Source organism: Butyrivibrio proteoclasticus B316 (assembly GCF_000145035.1).
GTDB lineage: Bacteria > Bacillota > Clostridia > Lachnospirales > Lachnospiraceae > Butyrivibrio > Butyrivibrio proteoclasticus.
The window spans coordinates 3,089,434-3,109,982 of sequence record NC_014387.1 but is presented as its reverse complement, the minus strand read 5'-3'; the positions used below and the strand labels follow the sequence as shown (position 1 = coordinate 3,109,982).

16 protein-coding genes are annotated in these 20,549 nt (G+C 40.2%); all 16 read left to right on the top strand.

Annotation, left to right across the window (positions count from 1 at the left end; translation table 11 throughout):
- Positions 1-5 precede the first annotated feature (5 nt).
- The 16 genes from BPR_RS12905 (at position 6) to BPR_RS12830 (ending at position 20,541) form a co-directional block, all read left to right on the top strand.
- Positions 6-956 carry a 1-aminocyclopropane-1-carboxylate deaminase/D-cysteine desulfhydrase gene (locus BPR_RS12905; RefSeq protein WP_013281927.1) on the top strand — a complete coding sequence of 317 codons (951 nt, stop codon included), beginning with the start codon at positions 6-8 and terminating at the stop codon, positions 954-956.
- Between the two features lie 2 nt (positions 957-958).
- Entirely contained in the window at positions 959-1,948 is a 990-nt protein-coding gene (locus tag BPR_RS12900) for an ATP-grasp domain-containing protein (protein ID WP_013281926.1), read from the top strand.
- Positions 1,949-1,964: 16 nt separating this feature from the next.
- Complete coding sequence (locus BPR_RS12895) at positions 1,965-3,062, top strand: glycosyltransferase family 4 protein (RefSeq protein WP_013281925.1); 1,098 nt, start codon at positions 1,965-1,967, stop codon at positions 3,060-3,062.
- A gap of 60 nt (positions 3,063-3,122) precedes the next feature.
- Entirely contained in the window at positions 3,123-4,439 is a 1,317-nt protein-coding gene (locus tag BPR_RS12890) for a nucleotide sugar dehydrogenase (RefSeq protein WP_013281924.1), read from the top strand.
- A gap of 14 nt (positions 4,440-4,453) precedes the next feature.
- Positions 4,454-5,428: an SDR family oxidoreductase gene (locus BPR_RS12885; RefSeq protein WP_013281923.1), complete on the top strand. Its 975-nt coding sequence runs from the start codon at positions 4,454-4,456 to the stop codon at positions 5,426-5,428.
- 60 nt (positions 5,429-5,488) lie between these two features.
- Positions 5,489-6,238 carry a DUF2334 domain-containing protein gene (locus BPR_RS12880; RefSeq protein WP_013281922.1) on the top strand — a complete coding sequence of 250 codons (750 nt, stop codon included), beginning with the start codon at positions 5,489-5,491 and terminating at the stop codon, positions 6,236-6,238.
- A 10-nt stretch (positions 6,239-6,248) separates the two neighbouring features.
- Entirely contained in the window at positions 6,249-7,694 is a 1,446-nt protein-coding gene (locus BPR_RS21690) for a glycosyltransferase (RefSeq protein ID WP_013281921.1), read from the top strand.
- Positions 7,694-8,893: a glycosyltransferase gene (locus tag BPR_RS12870; RefSeq protein WP_013281920.1), complete on the top strand. Its 1,200-nt coding sequence runs from the start codon at positions 7,694-7,696 to the stop codon at positions 8,891-8,893. The genes BPR_RS21690 and BPR_RS12870 overlap by 1 nt, the downstream gene beginning before the upstream one ends.
- A 12-nt stretch (positions 8,894-8,905) precedes the next feature.
- Positions 8,906-10,006, top strand: a complete 1,101-nt coding sequence (locus BPR_RS12865) for a glycosyltransferase (RefSeq protein WP_013281919.1) — start codon at positions 8,906-8,908, stop codon at positions 10,004-10,006.
- Positions 10,007-10,025: 19 nt separating this feature from the next.
- The gene (gene asnB, locus BPR_RS12860; protein ID WP_013281918.1) at positions 10,026-11,969 is read left to right on the top strand and encodes an asparagine synthase (glutamine-hydrolyzing); all 1,944 of its coding nucleotides are present in this window, start codon (positions 10,026-10,028) and stop codon (positions 11,967-11,969) included.
- A gap of 21 nt (positions 11,970-11,990) precedes the next feature.
- Positions 11,991-13,223 carry a glycosyltransferase gene (locus BPR_RS12855; RefSeq protein ID WP_143754304.1) on the top strand — a complete coding sequence of 411 codons (1,233 nt, stop codon included), beginning with the start codon at positions 11,991-11,993 and terminating at the stop codon, positions 13,221-13,223.
- 5 nt (positions 13,224-13,228) lie between these two features.
- Positions 13,229-14,749: an MBOAT family O-acyltransferase gene (locus BPR_RS12850; protein WP_013281916.1), complete on the top strand. Its 1,521-nt coding sequence runs from the start codon at positions 13,229-13,231 to the stop codon at positions 14,747-14,749.
- 14 nt (positions 14,750-14,763) lie between these two features.
- On the top strand, positions 14,764-15,855 hold the full coding sequence (locus BPR_RS12845; RefSeq protein WP_013281915.1) for a hypothetical protein: 1,092 nt from the start codon (positions 14,764-14,766) through the stop codon (positions 15,853-15,855).
- Positions 15,852-17,753, top strand: a complete 1,902-nt coding sequence (gene asnB / locus BPR_RS12840) for an asparagine synthase (glutamine-hydrolyzing) (RefSeq protein ID WP_242662169.1) — start codon at positions 15,852-15,854, stop codon at positions 17,751-17,753. The genes BPR_RS12845 and asnB (BPR_RS12840) overlap by 4 nt, the downstream gene beginning before the upstream one ends.
- An 88-nt stretch (positions 17,754-17,841) precedes the next feature.
- Positions 17,842-18,714 carry an alpha-1,2-fucosyltransferase gene (locus tag BPR_RS12835; RefSeq protein ID WP_013281913.1) on the top strand — a complete coding sequence of 291 codons (873 nt, stop codon included), beginning with the start codon at positions 17,842-17,844 and terminating at the stop codon, positions 18,712-18,714.
- A gap of 21 nt (positions 18,715-18,735) precedes the next feature.
- Positions 18,736-20,541: an ABC transporter ATP-binding protein gene (locus BPR_RS12830; RefSeq protein WP_013281912.1), complete on the top strand. Its 1,806-nt coding sequence runs from the start codon at positions 18,736-18,738 to the stop codon at positions 20,539-20,541.
- The last annotated feature ends 8 nt before the right edge of the window (positions 20,542-20,549 follow it).

Below are 20,549 nucleotides of genomic sequence, written 5' to 3'. Positions count from 1 at the left end.
CAGATATGAATAATATGACCCCTACCTATAAACTTGATAGCGATGAGCTTAACAGTCTTTACGTTAAAAGAGAGGATATGATTCCCTACTCATTTGGCGGCAATAAGGCCAGAAAAGCAGCTCTTTTTTTTGAGGATATAGAAAAAGGTGATTATGATTATGTAGTAACCTATGGCAGCAGTCATTCCAATCACTGCCGGGTTGTTGCCAATATGGCGGCTGCAAGTGGCAGGAAGTGCGTTATCATAGGCCCTTCGGAAGTAAGTGATAGCACTTATAACAGCTATATGATGGATCTTTTTGGAGCTGAGCTTATAACAGTGCCTGTGGACAAAGTCAGCAGCACAATTGATGATAAGCTTAGTGAGCTTAGAAGTGCCGGTCACAAGCCATATTTTATAATTGGGGGTGGTCATGGCAATATCGGGACCAGAGCCTATGACCAGTGCTATCAGGAAATAAGACAGTTTGAAAAAGACAATAACATAAAATTCGACTATATCTTTTTTGCATCCGGTACGGGAACTACTCAGGCGGGACTTGTATGCGGGCAGCTGTTAAATGAAGATGACAGGAAGATTGTAGGAATCAGCATAGCAAGAAAGAATCCCAGAGGAAGAGAAGTGGTGCTTGATAGCATCAGAGAATACCTTGGCAAAGAGCCGTTATCAGTATCCGGTAAAGAGATTACTGAGAATGATATTCAGGACAAAACAATCTTTATAGATGATTATACCGGAGATGGGTATGGGGCAAACAGTGCTGAAATACAGGATACAATAAAAGAATCACTTGTTAAGTATGGAATGCCTCTTGATAGTACCTATACAGGTAAGGCCTTTCTTGGAATGAAAAAATACATCAGACAAAAGGGTATCGCCGATAAGAATATTTTGTTTATCCACACCGGTGGAACACCACTGTTTTTTGATGACCTTAATAAAATGCGGAGGTGAATATGAGTACAAACATACTTATTTTAAGTGCAGGAACACGTAATAAGGTTGTACAGGCCTTTAAACATGAACTTGCCAATAATGGAAATGTAATAGCTACAGACTGTTCTAATATAGGACCTGCTATTTATGATGCTGATAAGGCGGTTATAGTGCCTAAGATCAAGGATCCATTTTATATTGATCAGATTCTTGGTATATGTAAAAAGGAAAAAATAAACGGAGTGTTCAGTCTGATAGATCCGGAGCTTTCACTTCTTGCAGAGAACATGGACAGGTTTACGGAAATAGGAGTTACTCCGATCGTATCATCGTATGAACTGTGCGAGACCAGCCTTGATAAATATCAGATGTATGAAATGCTTGTCAAGCTTGGAATTCCTACTGCCAAGTGCTATCTGTCAATCGAGGATTTTGAAAATGCGATGTCTGCCGGTGAAGTAAGTTATCCGGTTTTTGTTAAGCCAAGAAGAGGAAGCGCTTCCATCAATATAAATGCAGTTGAATCCAAGGAAATGCTGATAGCTCTTTTCCATGATTATGATGATCTGATCATCCAGGAGTATATGCAGGGGCAGGAATATGGTGCTGATGTCTATATTGATATGATTTCCGGAAAATGTACATCTATTTTCCTCAAGGAAAAGATCAAGATGAGAGCCGGTGAGACTGATAAGTCAGTATCTGTTAAAGATGAGAGGTTGTTTGAACAGATCGTATCATTTGTTGAGACTGTAGGCTACAGAGGGATGATCGATATCGACCTGTTCTATGATAATGCTACAGACACATGGTATCTGTCTGAAGTTAATCCCAGATTTGGAGGAGGTTATCCACATGCCTATGCTTGCGGCGTAAACTTTCCGAGACAGATAATAAATAATCTTAAAGGTATAGAGAATCCGGTCAATATCGGAGATTATCAGGAAGGCGTTTATATGATGAAGTACAACGAGATATGCGTTCTTCCGGAGGAAAAACTCGTTAAATAAAGAGCAGGTGAGTATTATGCCCAAGGCGTTAATTTTGGCAAATTCATCGAGCGGTTTATACGACTTTCGTAATGAATTATTGCTGAGTTTGTTAAAGGAAGGCTATGAAGTAGTGATAAGTCTTCCCGATGATCTGAAAAATAAAGAACTGAGTGCAGAAGGCTGCAGAGTTGTTCATACAGAAATAAACAGGCGCGGAGTAAATCCTATTCAGGATATGGCGCTTTTTAAGGCTTATATCAGTTTATTAAAAAGTGAGAAACCTGATATTGTTCTGACATACACGATCAAACCAAATATCTATGGTGGATTTGCCTGCAGATTATTGAAAGTACCTTACTTTTCAACAATTACAGGGCTTGGCTCTACCTTTGAAAGAGGTGGAGTGCTATTAAAACTTATAATAGCGATGTATAAAGTATCCCTTAAAAAATGCAGATGCCTGTTTTTCCAAAATGAAGCGAACAGGAAAGTGTTTGAAGAGCATGGGATAATGGCAAGAAAGCATGAAACTGTAAGCGGATCAGGTGTGAATCTCGATAAACACAAGTTTGAAGAGTACCCAGGACATGCTGATGATGTTACGAGATTTTTGTATATCGGAAGACTGATGAAGGAAAAGGGGACTGAAGAGTATTTATACTGTGCGCGTAAATTACGCGATAAGTATGGAGATAAAGTGGCTTTTTCTGCAGTGGGATATTTTGAAGATGACTACGAAGATAAGGTAAAAGAGGCAGAGGAAAAAGGCTTTCTTAAGATGATTCCTTATCAGAAGGATATACATCCATATATAAGAGAGGCAGATGCTATTGTCCACCCGTCATATCATGAGGGAATGTCAAATGTACTCATGGAAGCGGCTGCTACAGGAAGACCTGTTATTGCTTCAAATATTAATGGTTGTAAAGAGATTGTTAATGACAAGGTTTCAGGACTTCTTGTTAAAGTCAGGGACAGAGATGCCTTGTATGAAGCACTTGAAAAATTCATGGAAATGAACCTTGAGGATAGAAAAAAAATGGGACTTGCAGGAAGAAAATGGGTTGAAGACCATTTCGACAGAATGCAGGTGGTTGAGCAATATATGCGGGAATTGACACGCGTAGTATAATGTCTATGTGTGTAAAATAATAAATTAAAAAGAAACATTTTTTAGTGTGGAGGAAACACAATGAGTTTATATGAGAAGCTCCTTTCAGGAGAGGAGAAATTGTCTTTAGTCGGACTTGGCTACGTTGGAATGCCAATCGCTGTTGCATATGCAAAGAAGATCAAGGTTGTAGGCTACGACTTTAATGCTGCCAAGGTTGAACTTTATAAGAAGGGTATCGATCCAACAAGAGAAGTTGGTAATGATGCTATTAAGGAGACAACAGTTGAATTTACAGCTGATCCTGAGAAGCTGCGTGAGTGTAAATTCCATGTAGTAGCTGTTCCTACACCTGTTAATGATGATCATACACCAGATCTTTCACCTGTAGAGGGTGCAAGCCATACTCTTGGTAAGTATCTTACCAAGGGATCAATTGTTGTTTATGAGTCAACTGTTTATCCAGGAGTTACAGAGGATGTTTGCGTTCCTATTCTTGAGCAGGAATCAGGCCTTAAGTGTGGTGTAGATTTCAAGGTAGGATATTCACCAGAGCGTATTAACCCGGGTGATAAGGTACACAGACTTGATACTATTACCAAGATTGTTTCCGGTATGGATGAAGAGACACTTGAAGAGGTTGCAAATGTTTACAGTCTTGTAGCTCTTGCTGGTGTATATAAGGCACAGTCAATCAAGGTTGCTGAAGCTGCCAAGGTTATTGAGAACTCACAGCGTGATATCAATATCGCTTTCATGAATGAGCTTTCAATGATCTTTAATAAGATGGGAATCGATACTAAGAGTGTCCTTGAAGCTGCAGGTACAAAGTGGAACTTCCTTAATTTCAGGCCAGGTCTTGTAGGTGGTCATTGTATTGGCGTAGATCCATACTACCTTACATACAAGGCAGAGGAGCTTGGATATCATTCACAGATTATTCTCTCAGGCCGTCGTATCAACGATGACATGGGCAAATATATTGCAGAGTCAGCAGTTAAGAGACTCATTGCTAACGATATTCCTGTTAAGAATGCCAAGGTTGCAATTCTTGGATTTACATTCAAGGAGAACTGCCCTGATACACGTAACACTAAGATCATCGATATCTATAATGAACTTGGTGAGTATGGAATTACTCCAATAGTAGTAGATCCTCAGGCTGATGCAGATGAAGCTAAGCGACTCTATGGCATTGAGTTCAATAATCTTTCAGATGTTAAGGATATGGATCTTGTTATCATGGCTGTTGCACATGAGGAGTTCAAGGCTTACAAGCCAGCAGATATTGCAGGATTCTTTAATGCAAGTCATAAGACTAAGGTATTTATGGACCTTAAGGGAATATTTAACCTTGAGGACTACAAGGCTCCAGAGTTTGATTACTGGAGACTGTAATAGGAGATAAAGAAATGGGTTTTAAAGATCTGAAATTTCCGGAAGGTTCTGTATTCCTCGTAACAGGTGGAGCAGGCTTTATCGGTTCTAATATTTGTGAAGCACTTCTTGATATGGGCTATACCGTAAGATGTATGGATAATCTTTCAACAGGACATATTGAGAATATCCAGCCATTTATGAGCAATCCTAGATTCACATTCATTGAGAAAGATATCAGAGATCTCGATGCATGTATGGAAGCTACAAAGGGCGTAGACTATGTTCTTAATGAAGCTGCCTGGGGCTCTGTTCCAAGGAGTATTGAGATGCCTCTTTTATATGAGGAGATCAATATCAGAGGAACTATCAACATGATGGAAGCTTCAAGACAGAATGGTGTTAAGAAGTTTGTATACGCTTCAAGTTCCTCTGTTTATGGCGATTCAACTATTCTTCCCAAGAAGGAAGGACAGGAAGGAAATGTTCTTTCTCCTTACGCTCTTACCAAGAAGACAGATGAAGAGTATGGTAAGCTATACAAGAAGCTCTATGGACTTGATACCTATGGACTTAGATACTTTAATGTATTTGGTAGAAGACAGGATCCAAACGGTGCATACGCAGCTGTTATTCCTAAATTCCTTCGTCAGCTTATGAATGGTGAAACACCTACTATCAATGGTGATGGTAAGCAGTCCAGAGACTTTACTTATGTAGATAACGTAATTGAAGGTAACCTTCGAGCATGTCTTGCTTCTTCTGAGGCAGCAGGCGAAGCTTATAATATAGGAGCTGGCGGAAGAGAGTTCCTTATAGATGTATATCATCATCTTACAGATGCTCTTGGAATGGATGTTGAACCTATCTTTGGGCCTCCTCGTGCAGGTGATATCAGAGATTCTAATGCCGACATCTCCAAGGCAAGACAGAATCTTGGCTATGATCCTTCCTATGATTTCAAGGCAGGAATCGAACTTGCCATAGAATGGTACAAAGAAAACTTATGATGATATAAGTCTTCAAAGTCAAGCAATCCGTATATCATCATAAAGTTGGCGAGAAGAGCAATGCATATAACGATCAGAATAGATGACATCACACCCGATATGGACTTTGAAAAGTTCTATAAATTCAAGGCAATTCTGGATAAGCACGGAATCAAGCCTTTGATCGGTGTGGTGCCGGACAACAAAGACAAGAAACTTCAAAAGAGCGAGCCAAGAGAAGACTTTTGGGAATACATCAGAAGCCTTCAGCAGGAAGGCTGGGTTGTAGCTATGCATGGATACAATCATGTATATACTACAAGGGAAGCCGGAATGTTTCCTATCAGTGACAAGTCTGAGTTTGCAGGAGTCGCATATCCCAGACAGGATGAAATGATCAGGGAAGGGAAACGTATTTTGAAGAGCCATGGTATAATTACAGATTTTTTCATGGCACCATCTCATTCTTATGACAAGAATACCTTAAGAGCGCTTAAGGTTAACGGCTTTCACAGGATCACAGATGGATTTGGAATATCGCCATACAAAATGGACGATATTACTTTTTATCCCATATCTGTCAGTAGAGCCAGAACTCTCTCCAGCAAAGAAGAGGGTATAGTATCATTTGTATACCATACAGCAACAATGTCAGGAAGAGATTTTGAGAATTTTGAGAAACTGTTTGACAGAGCTGAAGTGGTATCTTATGACGAGTTTTTACATTATGACATAAAGGTTCGTGGACTAAGTGAAGAAGTCCGGGAATTTATGACTGCTAAGGCTAAATTTTATGCAGTCAGATTAAAGAGGAACCTATCAAAAAAATAAGGTGAATCATATGGAATACGGGTATGGACAAATACGTATACTCCACGTATTAGGGGGACTTGGTGTTGGTGGAGCAGAATGCCGTATCATTGATCTTTATCGCAACATGGATAGAGACAAGATACAATTTGATTTTCTAGTACACTATTCACCTGAGAAAACAGGAAAAAAGAGTCCGACTTCTGATGAACTTATGGCTGTCAGGGAGCCGGACTATTTTGATAATAGCGTTAAAAAACTGGGAGGCAGAATATTTTGCGTCCCTAAGTTTGTTGGAACAAATCTGGTAGAATATAAGGCTGCTTTAAAGAGGCTTTTTAAGGAGCATCAGGGCGAGTGGAAGGTAATCCAGGGGCACATGACCAGTACCGCTGCGATTTATATCCCTATTGCCAGAAAATCCGGAATTCCTATATGTATAGCACATGCAAGAAGTGCAGGTGTGGATAATGGAGTCAAGGGAATTGCAACAAGGATCTTCAGAGCTCCTCTTCAGCATGAAGGGCTGACAGATTACAACTTTGCCTGCTCAAGGGAGGCGGGAATATCTGTTTTTGGCAAGGATATGGTAAATGCCGGAAATGTCAGGATAATCCCAAATGCCATAGATCTTGGTCGATTTGCTTATAATGAGCAGGTTAGAGATAAGATAAGGAAAGAGCTGGGGGTTAGTAATGCCCTGGTCATAGGACATGTGGGAAGCTTTAGATATGCCAAGAATCATGAGTTTTTGCTGAATGTATTTGCACAGGTATGCAGAATACTGGACAATGATGATCTCAATCAGTACAGTATGCTTCATGGAATGAGAATAAGGCTTTTGATGCTTGGTAAAGGCCCTCTTATGGACGATATGAAGAAGTTGGCTGACAGGCTTCATATATATGACCGTTGTATATTTGCAGGAAATAAGAGTAATGCCAGCGAGTATTATCAGGCGATGGATTATTTCTGTTTTCCATCAAGATATGAAGGCCTGCCTGGAAGCGTTGTAGAGGCACAGGCAGCAGGCCTGCAGTGTCTGGTTTCTGACGCGGTAACTCCGGAGGTTAATGTAACAGAGCTTGTATCTATGCGTAGCATCAATTCTGAGCCAAGAGACTGGGCTCGCAAGATACTGGATGATCTTTTATTCCATGAAGACTATCATAGTGATGCCCTTCAGGAAGAAATCAAGCTTAACCAGACGCTGACAGCCATTGCAGGCGAGAGACCGGAGAGCATTTTTGAAACAGATGATATGCCTGATTTTGACCTTCTCGATGAAGGTACAGGTTTTGATGCGGTAAATACTCCCAAGGCAGCAGAGAGAGAGCATCACAGGTCTATAGAATACTCTATTGGTGATCGTAATCAGTCCTCTGCTTACATTCAGAGTAAACTACGTGCTGCCGGTTTCGATGTCAAAGCTCAAGCAAGAATTATGGGCTTTTTCTATGAAAGAGGACATTTTTAATGAATGATAAAAAGAATTTGATGCTGATAGTTCCAATGTTGCATCAAGGCGGCTTTGAACGTGTATGTATTACAACAGCAAGGCTCATGCAGGAATATTATAACGTCTATGTACTTATTTTCAGCTCTAAAGATATCAACTACGATATTACGGGACTGAATATAATAGATATTGATGTTCCTGCCCAAAAAGGTCTTGTTAACAAGATCATCAATGTATTTAAGCGAGTAAAACTAGTCAGAAAGAAAAAGAAAGAACTTGGTATAAATGTGTCCTACAGTTTTGGCAGTTCTGCCAATTATGTCAATGTTTTATCCAGAGGAAAAGAGAAAGTCCTGACAGGACTCAGATGTCAGACAGATATGGAGAGTCCTAAGCAGGTAAAGCTTTTTTGCAGCAGATCGGATCAGGTTTTGTCATGCTCAAAAGAAATAATGAGGCAGTTAGCTGATGACTTTGGGTATAACAAGAGCTCTTATATCTATAATCCTCTTGATGTTGAAGATGTGCAGAAAAAGGGTAGCGAAGAAGTAAAGGATTACCCATTTGATGAGCCTGGAACCAGGGTTATAGCTTCAATGGGAAGAAACGATTACATTAAGGGTATGTGGCATCTTGTTAAGGCTTTTTCCATTGTTTATAAAAAACATCCGGAAGCCAGACTTGTAGTACTCGGCGCAGGTAACTGGAGTGAGTACGAGGAACTGTCTAAAAGACTGGGAGTAGAAGGAAAAGTTGCTTTTCCGGGGGTCAGGAAGAATCCTTTTCCCTATGTGGCTAAATCAGATATATATGTATGTAGTTCTAACCACGAAGGATTTCCCAATGCGGTTTTGGAAGCAATGGCACTTCAGAAACCGGTTATTTCAGCTGATTGTAAGACAGGACCAAGAGAGATACTTCTGTCTGAAAAAGAGTATGATAAGCTTATTTCTGATAAGCCGGATGGATCAAGTATTACAGAGAGTGTTCATGGCGAATATGGTATTCTTGTTCCTGATATGGATGAGAATGTGAACATGGATCCGGAGGTTATTACTGAAGGCGAAAGAATTCTTGCGGGAGAAATATGCAATTTACTTGAAAACGCACAGGAATTTGAGCATTTATGTGTTAAATCACATGAAAGAGCACTGTCATACACACCTGACAGATATAAAGAGAGTATTCATACGATACTCACCAGATATGAGGAATAAGGCAATTATAATATGAAATCGATAGCATTTCACTTAAACTGCCTTTGCCAAGGCGGAGCAGAGAGAGTAGTATCTAACCTTGCAAACCGTTTTGCGCAAGAAGGCATAAAAGTCTATGTTGCGACCGAATGGTATGATGAAAACGAGTTTGAACTTGATGAGAGAGTTACAAGAGTTCATGTCGGTCTTCGCAGTGAAGATGAAAAAAAGAGCAGAGTAACAAAATTTTTGTTGCGAGTTAAGTATTTGAAAGAGTTTGTTAAGGAGTATCAGCCAGACGTATTGGTTGCATTTGCTCACAGAGCCAATTATAGAGCGCTGATGGCAGCAGGTAACAGTAATATTCCGGTTGTTATATCTGTTAGGATAAATCCTATCGGATATTATGATGCTTTTTCGGATAAGGTACAGATTAAATGGTTGTTCCCAAAGGCGGCAGGATGTGTTTTTCAGACTCAGGAGCAAAGAGACTTCTTCAAGCCGTATTTACAGGATAATTCGACAATCATAATGAATCCTATAAATCCCAAGTATTTTAAAGTTAACAGGAGTGATTCGCCTGATAAAACTGTGGTACATCATGCCAGACTAGTGGATTTTAAGAATCAGCCAATGCTGGTAAGAGCTTTTTTGAAGGTTCATAAAAAGCATCCTGATTATGATCTCAAGATTTATGGACCGGATTCTATGGACGGAACTAAAGAAATCCTGGAGAAAATCATTAGTGATAATAATGCAGATGGTTTTATTCATCTGATGGGACCATGTGATACACTTGAAATTGAGATACCTAAGGGTGAGGTTTATGCTTACTCTTCTGATTATGAGGGAATGCCCAATTCGCTTCTCGAGGCAATGGCTATGGGAATGCCTGTAGTGTCAACAGACTGTCCATGTGGAGGTCCTAAAGCAGTTATAAGAGATGGCGAGAATGGTTTCCTCATACCTGTTGGAGATGAGGATGCGCTTGCTGACAGGATAAGCAGACTGATCGAGGATAAAGAGTTGTCTGCCAGAATGGGGCGCAGAGCAAAAGAAATTGAACAGGTTGCAAGCCTTGATGCAATATATGTTCAGTGGAAAGAGTATCTTGATAAGGTTACTCAAAAATAATCTGGAGTAAATATATTACATGTGCGGAATTTGCGGATATATATCTAAGAAGAGAATTTCAGAGGAAGATCTTAGGATCATGAATGATACCATGTATCATCGTGGTCCTAATGATAGTGGACTTGCAATATACGAGGGAATGGATGGATATAGTATAGGTCTTGCTCACAGGAGACTTTCTATTCTGGATCTGTCACCTCTTGGACATCAGCCTATGCATTCTGCAAATGGCCGTATTTCGATTGTCTTTAATGGAGAAATATATAATTTCCTTGAACTCAAGGAAGAATTAAGCGGATATCCTTATAAATCAAGCTGTGATACGGAGGTTATTATAGCGGCTTACCTGAGATGGGGCATTCAGATGGTAGATCACATTCATGGTATGTTTGCCATAGCTCTTTATGACAGGGAAACTCAGGACGTTTATCTGATCAGAGACAGGATTGGTAAAAAACCTCTCTACTACTGGCTTGATCATGACAACCTTGTATTTGCTTCAGAACTTAAGCCTATTATGAAATGTCCGGGCTTTAAAGGCGAGATCAGAAACCAGATTATTCCGAGATATTTGTTGCAGCAGTACATTATGGCGCCTGACACCATATTCAAAGATGTATATAAGCTGGAAGCCGGAAGTATACTGAAGTTTAGAAATGGCAATATCAAGAAATGGAAATACTGGGATATTAAAGAGGTTTATGCCAGAGAAAGTGCCGATCAGATAACTTCTTACGAGGAGGCTAAGGAAGGCCTCAAGCAGCGCCTTCGACACTCAGTTGCAGGCAGAATGATAGCAGATGTTCCTCTTGGAACTTTTCTTTCAGGAGGATATGATTCATCTCTTGTCACTGCTATTGCACAGGAACTTTCTGATAAGCCGGTTAAAACCTTCTGTATCGGATTTGATGTTCCTCAGTACAATGAGGCTGCTTATGCCAAGGAAGTTGCGGCTCATCTTGGCACAGAGCATACAGAACTGTATATTTCAGAAAAAGAGATGTTTGATCTTGTCAGCAGTATTCCTCAGTATTACGATGAACCATTTGCTGATAATTCAGAAATACCTTCAATGCTGGTCAGCAAGCTTGCCAAGAATGATGTTACTGTAGCACTTTCAGGTGATGGCGGCGATGAGTTCTTCTGCGGCTACAATGTGTATGACAACGTCAGACAGGCTCAGATGCTGGAAATACCGGGTGCTATAGCCTACGGTATCGGACAGCTCCCATGGGGAAATGGTAAGCTTCTTGATAAGATGCCTTTTAGAGTTAAAGTAGTTGCTGGGAACAGAAATCCTGAAACTAAGACTCAGCTCGTGTCCGAGGGATATGTGAGAGCATCACACGCTTTTATAAGCGGAGAAGAGACACTGGATATTCCTATGACTGCAAGGGATTATCTTGCAACTGACTATAATCTCAGAGAAAATATAGCACCTATCTTGTATCCGATGGAATCAGTTTATAAGGTTGATGATTTCCAGATCAGGAGAATGCTTCTTGATATGGATACCTATCTTCCTGAGGATATTCTGACCAAGATGGACAGAGCATCAATGAAGTATTCATTAGAAGCAAGATGCCCTATCATGGACACTGAAGTTATGGAGTATTCATTTAGAATACCTCATAAGTTTAAATATCATAATGGTGATAAGAAGCATATCCTCAAGGATATTGCCTACGACTATATACCAAGAGAACTCCTTGACAGGCCCAAGACAGGCTTTGGGGTTCCGATGGATCAATGGCTCAGAGGCCCGCTTAAAGAGCAGCTTCTTGACTATAGTAGTACCTCATTCCTGAAAAAACAGGGAGTGTTTGATCCGGACTATGTTTCCAGATTTATAAATAATTATGTTGTCAACGGAGATGCAGGCCCGGCGACAGGTGCAAATTATAGTAAGATCGCATGGTCTTTCTATATTTTCCAGCAGTGGTACAACTTTTACATGCTTTGATCAGAAGATTAAAGAGCTTTTTTGAGGAAAGAGAATTTGACTACTAATTCCAGAGAAAATAAACCGCATATTGCCATGTATATAGGTTCACTTCAAAAAGGTGGAGCAGAGAGAGTGATGACCAATCTTGCAGTCTATTTTCATGAACAGGGATACAGGGTATCTCTGGTAACAACGTATCTGGCTCCTGTCGAATATGAAGTCAAACATGCAGCCTGGAAGGTAGTGCCAGCTGGATATGAAGGGGCAGAGCTTGTCTGTGACCCTGACGAGAATCCTGCATGGGTAGATCCTCTTGGCAATGAAAAAAATGGAATTCGCAGATATTTTTCAGCTCTTTTGAAAAGTGAACAGGAAGGGCGGATTAAGAACTTTAAGAAAAGAAGTGACAAGCTCTCTGCTATCTGGAAGAAGCTTTCTCCTGACCTTATTCTGAGCTTCATTGGCAAGAACAATATTATGGCATTGTCTACTGCTACTAAGGAAGGCTTCAAGGTAGTGGTTTCGGTGCGCGCTGATCCTTATATGGAATACAATACCATGGCGCTCAGGAGCGGTATGCTGGCTACCTTTGGAAAGGCGGCAGGCATTATAGTACAGACAAATGATGCTAAAAAGTTTTTCCCGCCACATATCAGGAAAAAGTGTACAATTCTTCCTAATGCCATAAATCCTTCATTCCTTCGCAGAAGATTTATTGACGAGAGGGAAGGTAGCATTGTTATGGTGGGGAGACTCGATGAGAATAAGAACCACACCATGGTCATGGAGGCTTTTTCTGAAGTGCTCAAAAAAGGTTTTGGATCCATGATCCTTAAGATATACGGAGATGGTCCTGACAGAATTAAACTCCAGCGAAAGGCTATAGAGCTTGGCATCGATAAAAACGTTCAGTTTCTTGGAATGGTCAGTAATGTTGCTGAATATATCGAGAAGGCGGATCTTTTTGTGCTTGCATCGAAACAGGAAGGAATGCCAAATGCTCTTATAGAGGCTATGGCTCTTGGACTTCCATGTATTTCTACTGATTGCCCGTGTGGCGGTCCCAGGGACCTTATTACGGACGGAGAAAACGGCCTTCTCATCCCTGTGGATGATGTTAAGGCTCTTGAGGCAGCCATGCTGAGAATTCTGGGAGATAAAGAGTTTGCTGAGAAGCTTGGCAAAAATGCGGCAAGAGTACAGGAGAAGTATTCTCCCGATGCTTCTAATAAAATGTGGGAGAAGTACTTTGAAGGTATTCTGAAGAGGTAGTTTTTATGCAGTTTAATTCATATATTTTCATATTGCTTTTTCTGCCGCTTGCAATCATCGGTTATTATGGCCTTAATGCCTTGGGAAAAGAGAAACTTGCAAAAGTATATCTTCTTGTGATGTCTTTGTGGTTTTATGACTACTTCAATGTGATCTATTTAGTGATCATATGTGCCAGCATCGCAGTGAATTACCTCCTCTCAAAGGGCATGAGTTTATTAGATGGTAATCGCAGAAAAATAACGTTACTATTTGGGATTATTTTCAACGTTGGACTAATTTTTTACTTTAAATACAAGAACTTTTTTATTTCCAATATCAATGAAGCATTTGGAACAGGATTCCATTTGCAAAAGGTGATCCTGCCACTGGGAATAAGCTTTTTTACTTTTCAACAGATTGCCTATATTGTGGATTCGTATAAGGGAGAGACCAAAGACTACGGATTCATTGAATATGCACTTTTTGTGACATTTTTTCCTCAGTTGGTGGAAGGACCTATCGTGCTCCACTCGGAGATTATTCCGCAATTTAGAGATAAGAGTAAATGGAAAGTGGATTATGATAACCTCTCTAAGGGCTTTATGATGTTTGCCAGAGGACTTACCAAAAAAGTTCTCATAGCAGATGCCTTTGGAGTTGCTGTTGAATGGGGATTTTCAGTGGCCTCTTCTACTCCTTTGGGAGAGGGAGCACTTACCATCTGGGAAATCATAATAGTAATGCTCTCATATACTTTCCAGATTTACTTTGATTTTTCGGGATACAGTGATATGGCTATAGGCCTGGGCCTCATGTTTAACATTGTACTTCCGGCAAATTTCAATTCTCCCTACAAGGCACTTTCTATAATTGACTTCTGGAAACGGTGGCATATGTCACTTACAAGGTTTCTTACGAAGTATATATATATTCCTCTCGGAGGAAACAGAAAAGGTGTTTGGAGAACTTATCTCAATATAATGATCGTTTTCCTTGTGAGTGGTATATGGCATGGGGCAAACTGGACATTTATATTATGGGGACTTATACACGGAGCATTTCAGTGCATAAACAGAGCTGGAAAGGGTATATATACAAAGTGCATTGGCTTTGCAGAAAGACTCCCCGTGGCAAAGGTGTGGATAAGTCTGATCCAGGTAGTTCAGTGGGTTGTTACATTTATAATTATTAATGTGGCGTGGCTTTTATTTAGAGCTGACAGTGTAGGACAATTCACTCAGATAATGAGTAGACTTACTGTCCACAATTACAGTATCAGAACAGAACTGCTTGAGAGCTTTAGGATACCTAAGATCAGATATTTATTTGCACTTTTAGGTCAGAATCCTTCTGAGATGTTTACACTTGGCTTATCTACTGTGGTAGTTATGATGACAGCCCTTTTTATAGTGCTGATCCTTCCAAACAATGGTCAGTGTCAGTACAAAAAAAGCAAACTTAATCTTGTATGTACTTTTATAATGATGATAATCTGCATGATATCTCTTAGCAAAGTATCTACATTCCTATACTTTAACTTCTGATGTATGAGGATCATATGACAGGAAAGAAATTTTTTTATACAAGCCTCATATTGTTTGTTTCAGCATTGGCAGTCATGGCACTGACAGTGTTTATTGTGGACCCGTTTTTCCACTATAGGGCCCCGAATCCTAATCTGTATTACAGACTGTACGATCAGAGGTCTCAGAATGACGGTATCACCAGGCATTTTAGTTATGACAGCATTATCACGGGAACATCAATGGCTGAGAATTTCAAGGCTTCACGCTTTGATGAAGCTATGAATACAAGATCCATAAAAGTGTGCTACTCGGGAGCAACCTATAAGGAACTTAATGACAATCTAAAGGTTTCTTATGAGTCAGGCCATGATATTAAATATGTTTTCAGAACGCTTGATTATTCGCTTTTGTACAGGGATAAGGATGCACTCAGGGAAGACATGGGAGAATATCCATATCATCTTACAGACAGTAATCCCTTTAATGATGTTAAGTACCTTATAAATCGTGACGTGCTGATCAATTACACGCTTCCTGTAATCTATCATGCGATTAAAGGGGATGCCAGTGGCTATACGAATTTTGATGAGTACAGTTATACTGATGCAGAAAATGTCTATGGAAAAGAGTATGTTTTAGCCTCAGTACAGGGCTTTGATGAAGCTGAAGAAGTCATAAGCCCAACGGATGAAGAGATTTCACTTCTTGTAGATAATATGGAGCAAAATGTGGTTTCTCTTGCAAGGAGTCATCCTGAGACAACTTTTATTTATTTTTTCCCTCCGTATTCCATGGCATACTGGGGAAGTCTTAGACACGAAGGTACGCTGGATCATATGCTGGAGGGCAAGAAAAAAGCTATAGAATGCATGCTTGAATGCGATAACATTCATATATATAGTTTCTCAACTCATACAGATATAACAGGAAATCTTGATAATTACAGAGATCCCGGGCATTACAGGGCAAGCATTAATGATCTGATCATGGATATAATGACGCAGGCAGAGGTTTCAGGTGAGCCTGTATATGATAGAATATGCAAAGAGAATTATATTCAGTACCTTGATGATGAAAAAGAGCTGTTTCATAGCTATGATTATGACAGCCTTCTTGATGAATGAGATTTGACGAGGATAATATGTGCGGAATTGCAGGTCTGTTAAAATTTAAAGGTGATACCAAAAGAAACATTCGCAAGATGAATGAGAGGATGGTCCACAGAGGACCGGATGATGAAGGCATCTATATAAGTGAAGATGGTAAAGTGGCGCTTGGACACAGGCGCCTTTCTATCGTTGACCTATCCAAGATGGGAGCTCAGCCTTTTGTATCAGGAAGTGGCAAGAGCATCATGGTTTATAACGGAGAAATCTATAACCATCAGGAGATTAGAGATAAACTCTTAAAAGAGGGTGCCGTTACTAAATTCAGGAGTACTTCAGATACAGAAGTACTTATTGAAGCCATTGAATATTATGGAATTGAAAAGGCTCTTACCATGTGTAAGGGTATGTTTGGAATTGCAGTTTATGATACTGAGAAAAAAACAATTACTCTTGCAAGAGACAGAGTAGGTGAAAAGCCTTTATATTATGGCACTGTTGCAGGATCCTTTGCCTTTGCTTCTGACCTTGGATGCCTGAGAGTGGTCGACGGCTTTGATAACAAGATCAATACTCAGGTACTTACGATATATTTTACTGAAGGATATATTCCTGCGCCCTATTCTATTTACGAGGGCATTTACAAGCTGGAAGCAGGAACTTATATGACTGTGGATGTTGAGACATTTAAGACAGATGTTCACACCTATTGGTCGATGAAAGAAGCTGCAAGAAGGGGACAGAGTAATATCTTTACAGGAAGTAGGCAGGAAGCTGCGCTTGAGCTTGAGAGGCTTTTAAGAGCTTCTATCAAAGATCAGATGGTCGCTGATGTTCCGGTAGGAGCCTTTCTTTCGGCAGGAATAGACTCAAGTACTATAGTATCTCTTATGCAGGATCTTGCTCCGGGCAAGGTTAAGTCTTTTACCATTGGAATGGATGATCCTGCTTACAATGAAGCTACCTATGCTAAAGAAATAGCCGCTCATTTAGGAACTGAACATACTGAGTTATACATATCTGACAAGGATGCCAAGGCAGTTGTACCTAAGCTTGCAACTATGTTTTCAGAGCCGTTTGCGGATTCATCACAGATACCAACATACCTTGTAAGTAAGATGACAAGAGAGCATGTTACTGTCTCTCTTTCGGGTGATGCCGGAGATGAGCTCTTTTGCGGATATACATCCTATGGATCAATAGACAGAATCTGGGGTAAAATGAAGGGATTCCCATATTTTATCAGAAAACCTGTCAGCAGCCTGGTTCTTCACAGCCCTTTAGTTAATAAGGATATATACAGGATCAAGGGAACACTTCTTGGAGCAAAGGGACCGTGCGAGATCCATAAACTTGAACATGAAACTGATCCGATAATATACAGTATTGCTCTGGATAAGAGAACACTTCCATATAAGCTGACAGAGCTTCCGGAGGACTTTCTCACTGAGCCTAATCATGAATGCATGCTTGCAGATATGCTCCTGTATCATCCGGACGATATCCTGGTTAAGGTTGACAGGACAGCTATGGCTGTGTCGCTTGAAACAAGGGTTCCAATGCTTGATAAGGATGTTGTTGAGTTTGCCTGGAGCCTGCCTTTAGAGTATCTTAGAGAAGGCAGCGTTGGTAAAATGGTTTTGAGGGATGTGCTATACAAGTATGTTCCAAGGGAAATGATGGAAAGGCCGAAGAAAGGCTTTGCCATTCCTATTGATAAATGGCTTTTAGAGCCGGAGCTCAGAGAATGGGCGGAAGGACTTCTTGATAAAGATAAGGTCAGGTCACAGGGAATACTTGATCCTGACGTTGTTGAGAAGATTTGGAGAGATTACACCGACAGAGGTATTTATAGGATACAGATTTGGTATATTCTTATGTTCCAGCAGTGGTATGAGGAAGAATACAGACAATGATGCTTGTACATAACGCGATGAAGACTGTGCCATATTATGCTATAATGCTTTTAGGTATGCGTTACTTGCTACTTTCTTTGGAGGGGATATGATAATAATTCAGTTGAAGGGCGGAATGGGCAATCAAATGTTCCAGTACGCTCTATACAGGCAGCTCAAAAAGCTTGGCCGTGAAGTTAAGATCGATGACGAAACGGGATTTGTGGATGATGAACTTCGAATTCCTGTTTTACAGAGATTTGGAATAAGCTATGATAAGGCCACCAGAGAAGAGATTGTTAAGCTGACTGATTCCAAGATGGATATTTTCAGCAGGATCAGGAGAAAGCTTACAGGTAGGAAGACTTTCAGAATTGATGAGGAGTCAGGAATCTTTGACCCCAGGATTCTTGAGGTTGAGGATGCTTATCTTGTTGGCTATTGGCAGAGTGACAAGTATTTTGCAAATGAAGAGGTTGAGAAAGAGATAAGAGAAGCTTTTGAGAAAAGACCTCAGGAAGTTATGCAGGATAGTGTCAGCTGGACTATTTTACAGCAGATTGAATGTTGTGAGTCTGTAAGCCTGCATATCAGACGAACAGACTACATTGATGAGGAACATATTCATATTCACAATATCTGTACTGAGAAGTATTACAAGTCAGCAATTGACGAAGTGAGAAATCAGTATCCAAGTGCTGTGTTCTTTATTTTTACTGATGATAAGGACTGGTGCAGACAGCATTTCAGGGGACCGAATTTCTTTGTGGTCGATCTGGATGAGGATACCAACACAGATATAGCTGAAATGACTCTTATGAGCAGGTGCAAACACCATATACTGGCTAACAGTTCTTTTAGCTGGTGGGCAGCATGGCTTAATGATAATCCAGGCAAGATAGTTATCGCCCCTTCAAAGTGGATCAATAACAGGAAGATGGATGATATCTATACTGCCAGAATGAAAAAAATAGCTATATAGTATTTAGATGGGAAATATGTAATGAGCAACAATAAAAACACTGAGAAGGTTTCTCTTCTCGGGAAGATAGGCTATATATTTGATAAAAAACAAAAGGGACAGCTGGTTTTACTGGCTGTCCTTATACTGATTGGAGGCGTATTTGAAACACTTGGTGTATCGGTGATGGTCCCTGTCGTTTCAACTATCATAGTCCCCAAAACTCTGCATGATTTTATTGACAGACATGAACAGGTAAGCAATTTGATAAATATTCTTGGCCTTGATAGTGACATGAAGATAGCCTGTGTGCTTCTGATAACAATGATAGCTCTTTTTGTAGTCAAGAATACTTATATGCTCTTTTTGATATACAAACAGAATACTTTTGTGGCAAGAGCCAGAAACGATATGATAAGCCGTGTCATGAGAGAATTCTTGAACAGACCTTACGAAGATTATCTTGGCGCGGATATTCCTACTGTATTTAGAATTACAGACAGTGATATTCCAAGAGTTTTTTCACTTGTACTTGCTCTTCTTTCTCTTTTAACAGAGCTTGTAGTTTCAACATTCCTTGGAGTGGTCCTTATGCTTGTTAACTGGCAGATGACACTGCTTATGATAGTAGTTCTTTTGGTGATGACATTTATCAGTGTCAAGGGACTTAAGCCAAGGCTTAACGATATTGGAAGACGTAATCAGGAGACTCAGTCAAGGATTGCCAGATGGAGACTTCAGGCTATTTATGGCCTTAAGGATGTCAAGGTACTTAACAGACAGGATTTTTACATTCGTAATTACTATGAATCAGGTAAGGTTGGCGCCAACATTGCCAGAGATTATGCGGTACTTAATAGTGTGCCAAGGCTAATGATCGAGACAGTATTTATGGCATCGGTTATGCTGTTTATCCTGGTCTATATATTAAGAGGTGGTGATGTAGGGCTACTTATTCCACAGCTTACCGCCTTTGGTCTTGCTGCTATGAGGATCATGCCTTCTGCAAACCGAATTAATACTTATATTACAGAAGTTGCCTATAATCAGTATTCATTGGATTATCTTTATGAGAATCTTACCGAGTCAATGAAGAGTGATAAGGCTATGAGAGCAGAGAGGGCAGCTATTGCAGGCCCAGCCCTTCATCTTGAAGATAAGATTGAACTTAAGGATATCACTTTTGCTTATCCTGATTCAGATAAGAATATCTTTACTAAGGCGAACATGGTAATTCCTAAGGGAAAGTCTGTTGGAATCATGGGACCATCAGGTGCAGGAAAGTCTACAGTAGTAGATATTCTGTTAGGACTGTTGCATGTTCAGTCCGGTGAGATTTTGTGTGATGGTTCTAGTATTTTCAGCAACTATGACTCCTGGCTTTCACAGATTGGATACATTCCACAGTCAATTTATCTGGTTGACGAGACTATCAGAGAGAATATTGCTCTTGGTATGGATGCAGATGCGATTGATGAGAATAGAATCTGGGAAGTAATGGAAGAAGCCCAGCTTGCAGATTTTGTAAGGTCTCTTCCAGACGGCCTTGATACAACGATCGGAGACAGAGGAGTAAGGCTTTCAGGTGGGCAGAGACAGCGTATTGGTATTGCCAGAGCTCTTTATCATAATCCTGAGATACTTGTCTTTGATGAGGCTACAAGTGCACTCGATAATGAAACCGAAGCGGCAGTTATGGAGGCAATCAACGGATTCCATGGTAAGAAGACTATGGTAATCATTGCTCACAGACTTAACACTATTGCTGACTGTGATATTATCTATGAAGTTAGTGATGAGCAGGTGAGAGAGACAACGCTTAAGGGCAAAACAATTATTCAGGGATGATCAAGAGG

Coding starts and splice junctions, on each gene's coding strand:
- BPR_RS12905 (WP_013281927.1), top strand. CDS start 6: ATGAATAATATGACCCCTACCTATAAACTTGATAGCGATGAGCTTAAC.
- BPR_RS12900 (WP_013281926.1), top strand. CDS start 959: ATGAGTACAAACATACTTATTTTAAGTGCAGGAACACGTAATAAGGTT.
- BPR_RS12895 (WP_013281925.1), top strand. CDS start 1,965: ATGCCCAAGGCGTTAATTTTGGCAAATTCATCGAGCGGTTTATACGAC.
- BPR_RS12890 (WP_013281924.1), top strand. CDS start 3,123: ATGAGTTTATATGAGAAGCTCCTTTCAGGAGAGGAGAAATTGTCTTTA.
- BPR_RS12885 (WP_013281923.1), top strand. CDS start 4,454: ATGGGTTTTAAAGATCTGAAATTTCCGGAAGGTTCTGTATTCCTCGTA.
- BPR_RS12880 (WP_013281922.1), top strand. CDS start 5,489: ATGCATATAACGATCAGAATAGATGACATCACACCCGATATGGACTTT.
- BPR_RS21690 (WP_013281921.1), top strand. CDS start 6,249: ATGGAATACGGGTATGGACAAATACGTATACTCCACGTATTAGGGGGA.
- BPR_RS12870 (WP_013281920.1), top strand. CDS start 7,694: ATGAATGATAAAAAGAATTTGATGCTGATAGTTCCAATGTTGCATCAA.
- BPR_RS12865 (WP_013281919.1), top strand. CDS start 8,906: ATGAAATCGATAGCATTTCACTTAAACTGCCTTTGCCAAGGCGGAGCA.
- asnB (WP_013281918.1), top strand. CDS start 10,026: ATGTGCGGAATTTGCGGATATATATCTAAGAAGAGAATTTCAGAGGAA.
- BPR_RS12850 (WP_013281916.1), top strand. CDS start 13,229: ATGCAGTTTAATTCATATATTTTCATATTGCTTTTTCTGCCGCTTGCA.
- BPR_RS12845 (WP_013281915.1), top strand. CDS start 14,764: ATGACAGGAAAGAAATTTTTTTATACAAGCCTCATATTGTTTGTTTCA.
- asnB (WP_242662169.1), top strand. CDS start 15,852: ATGAGATTTGACGAGGATAATATGTGCGGAATTGCAGGTCTGTTAAAA.
- BPR_RS12835 (WP_013281913.1), top strand. CDS start 17,842: ATGATAATAATTCAGTTGAAGGGCGGAATGGGCAATCAAATGTTCCAG.
- BPR_RS12830 (WP_013281912.1), top strand. CDS start 18,736: ATGAGCAACAATAAAAACACTGAGAAGGTTTCTCTTCTCGGGAAGATA.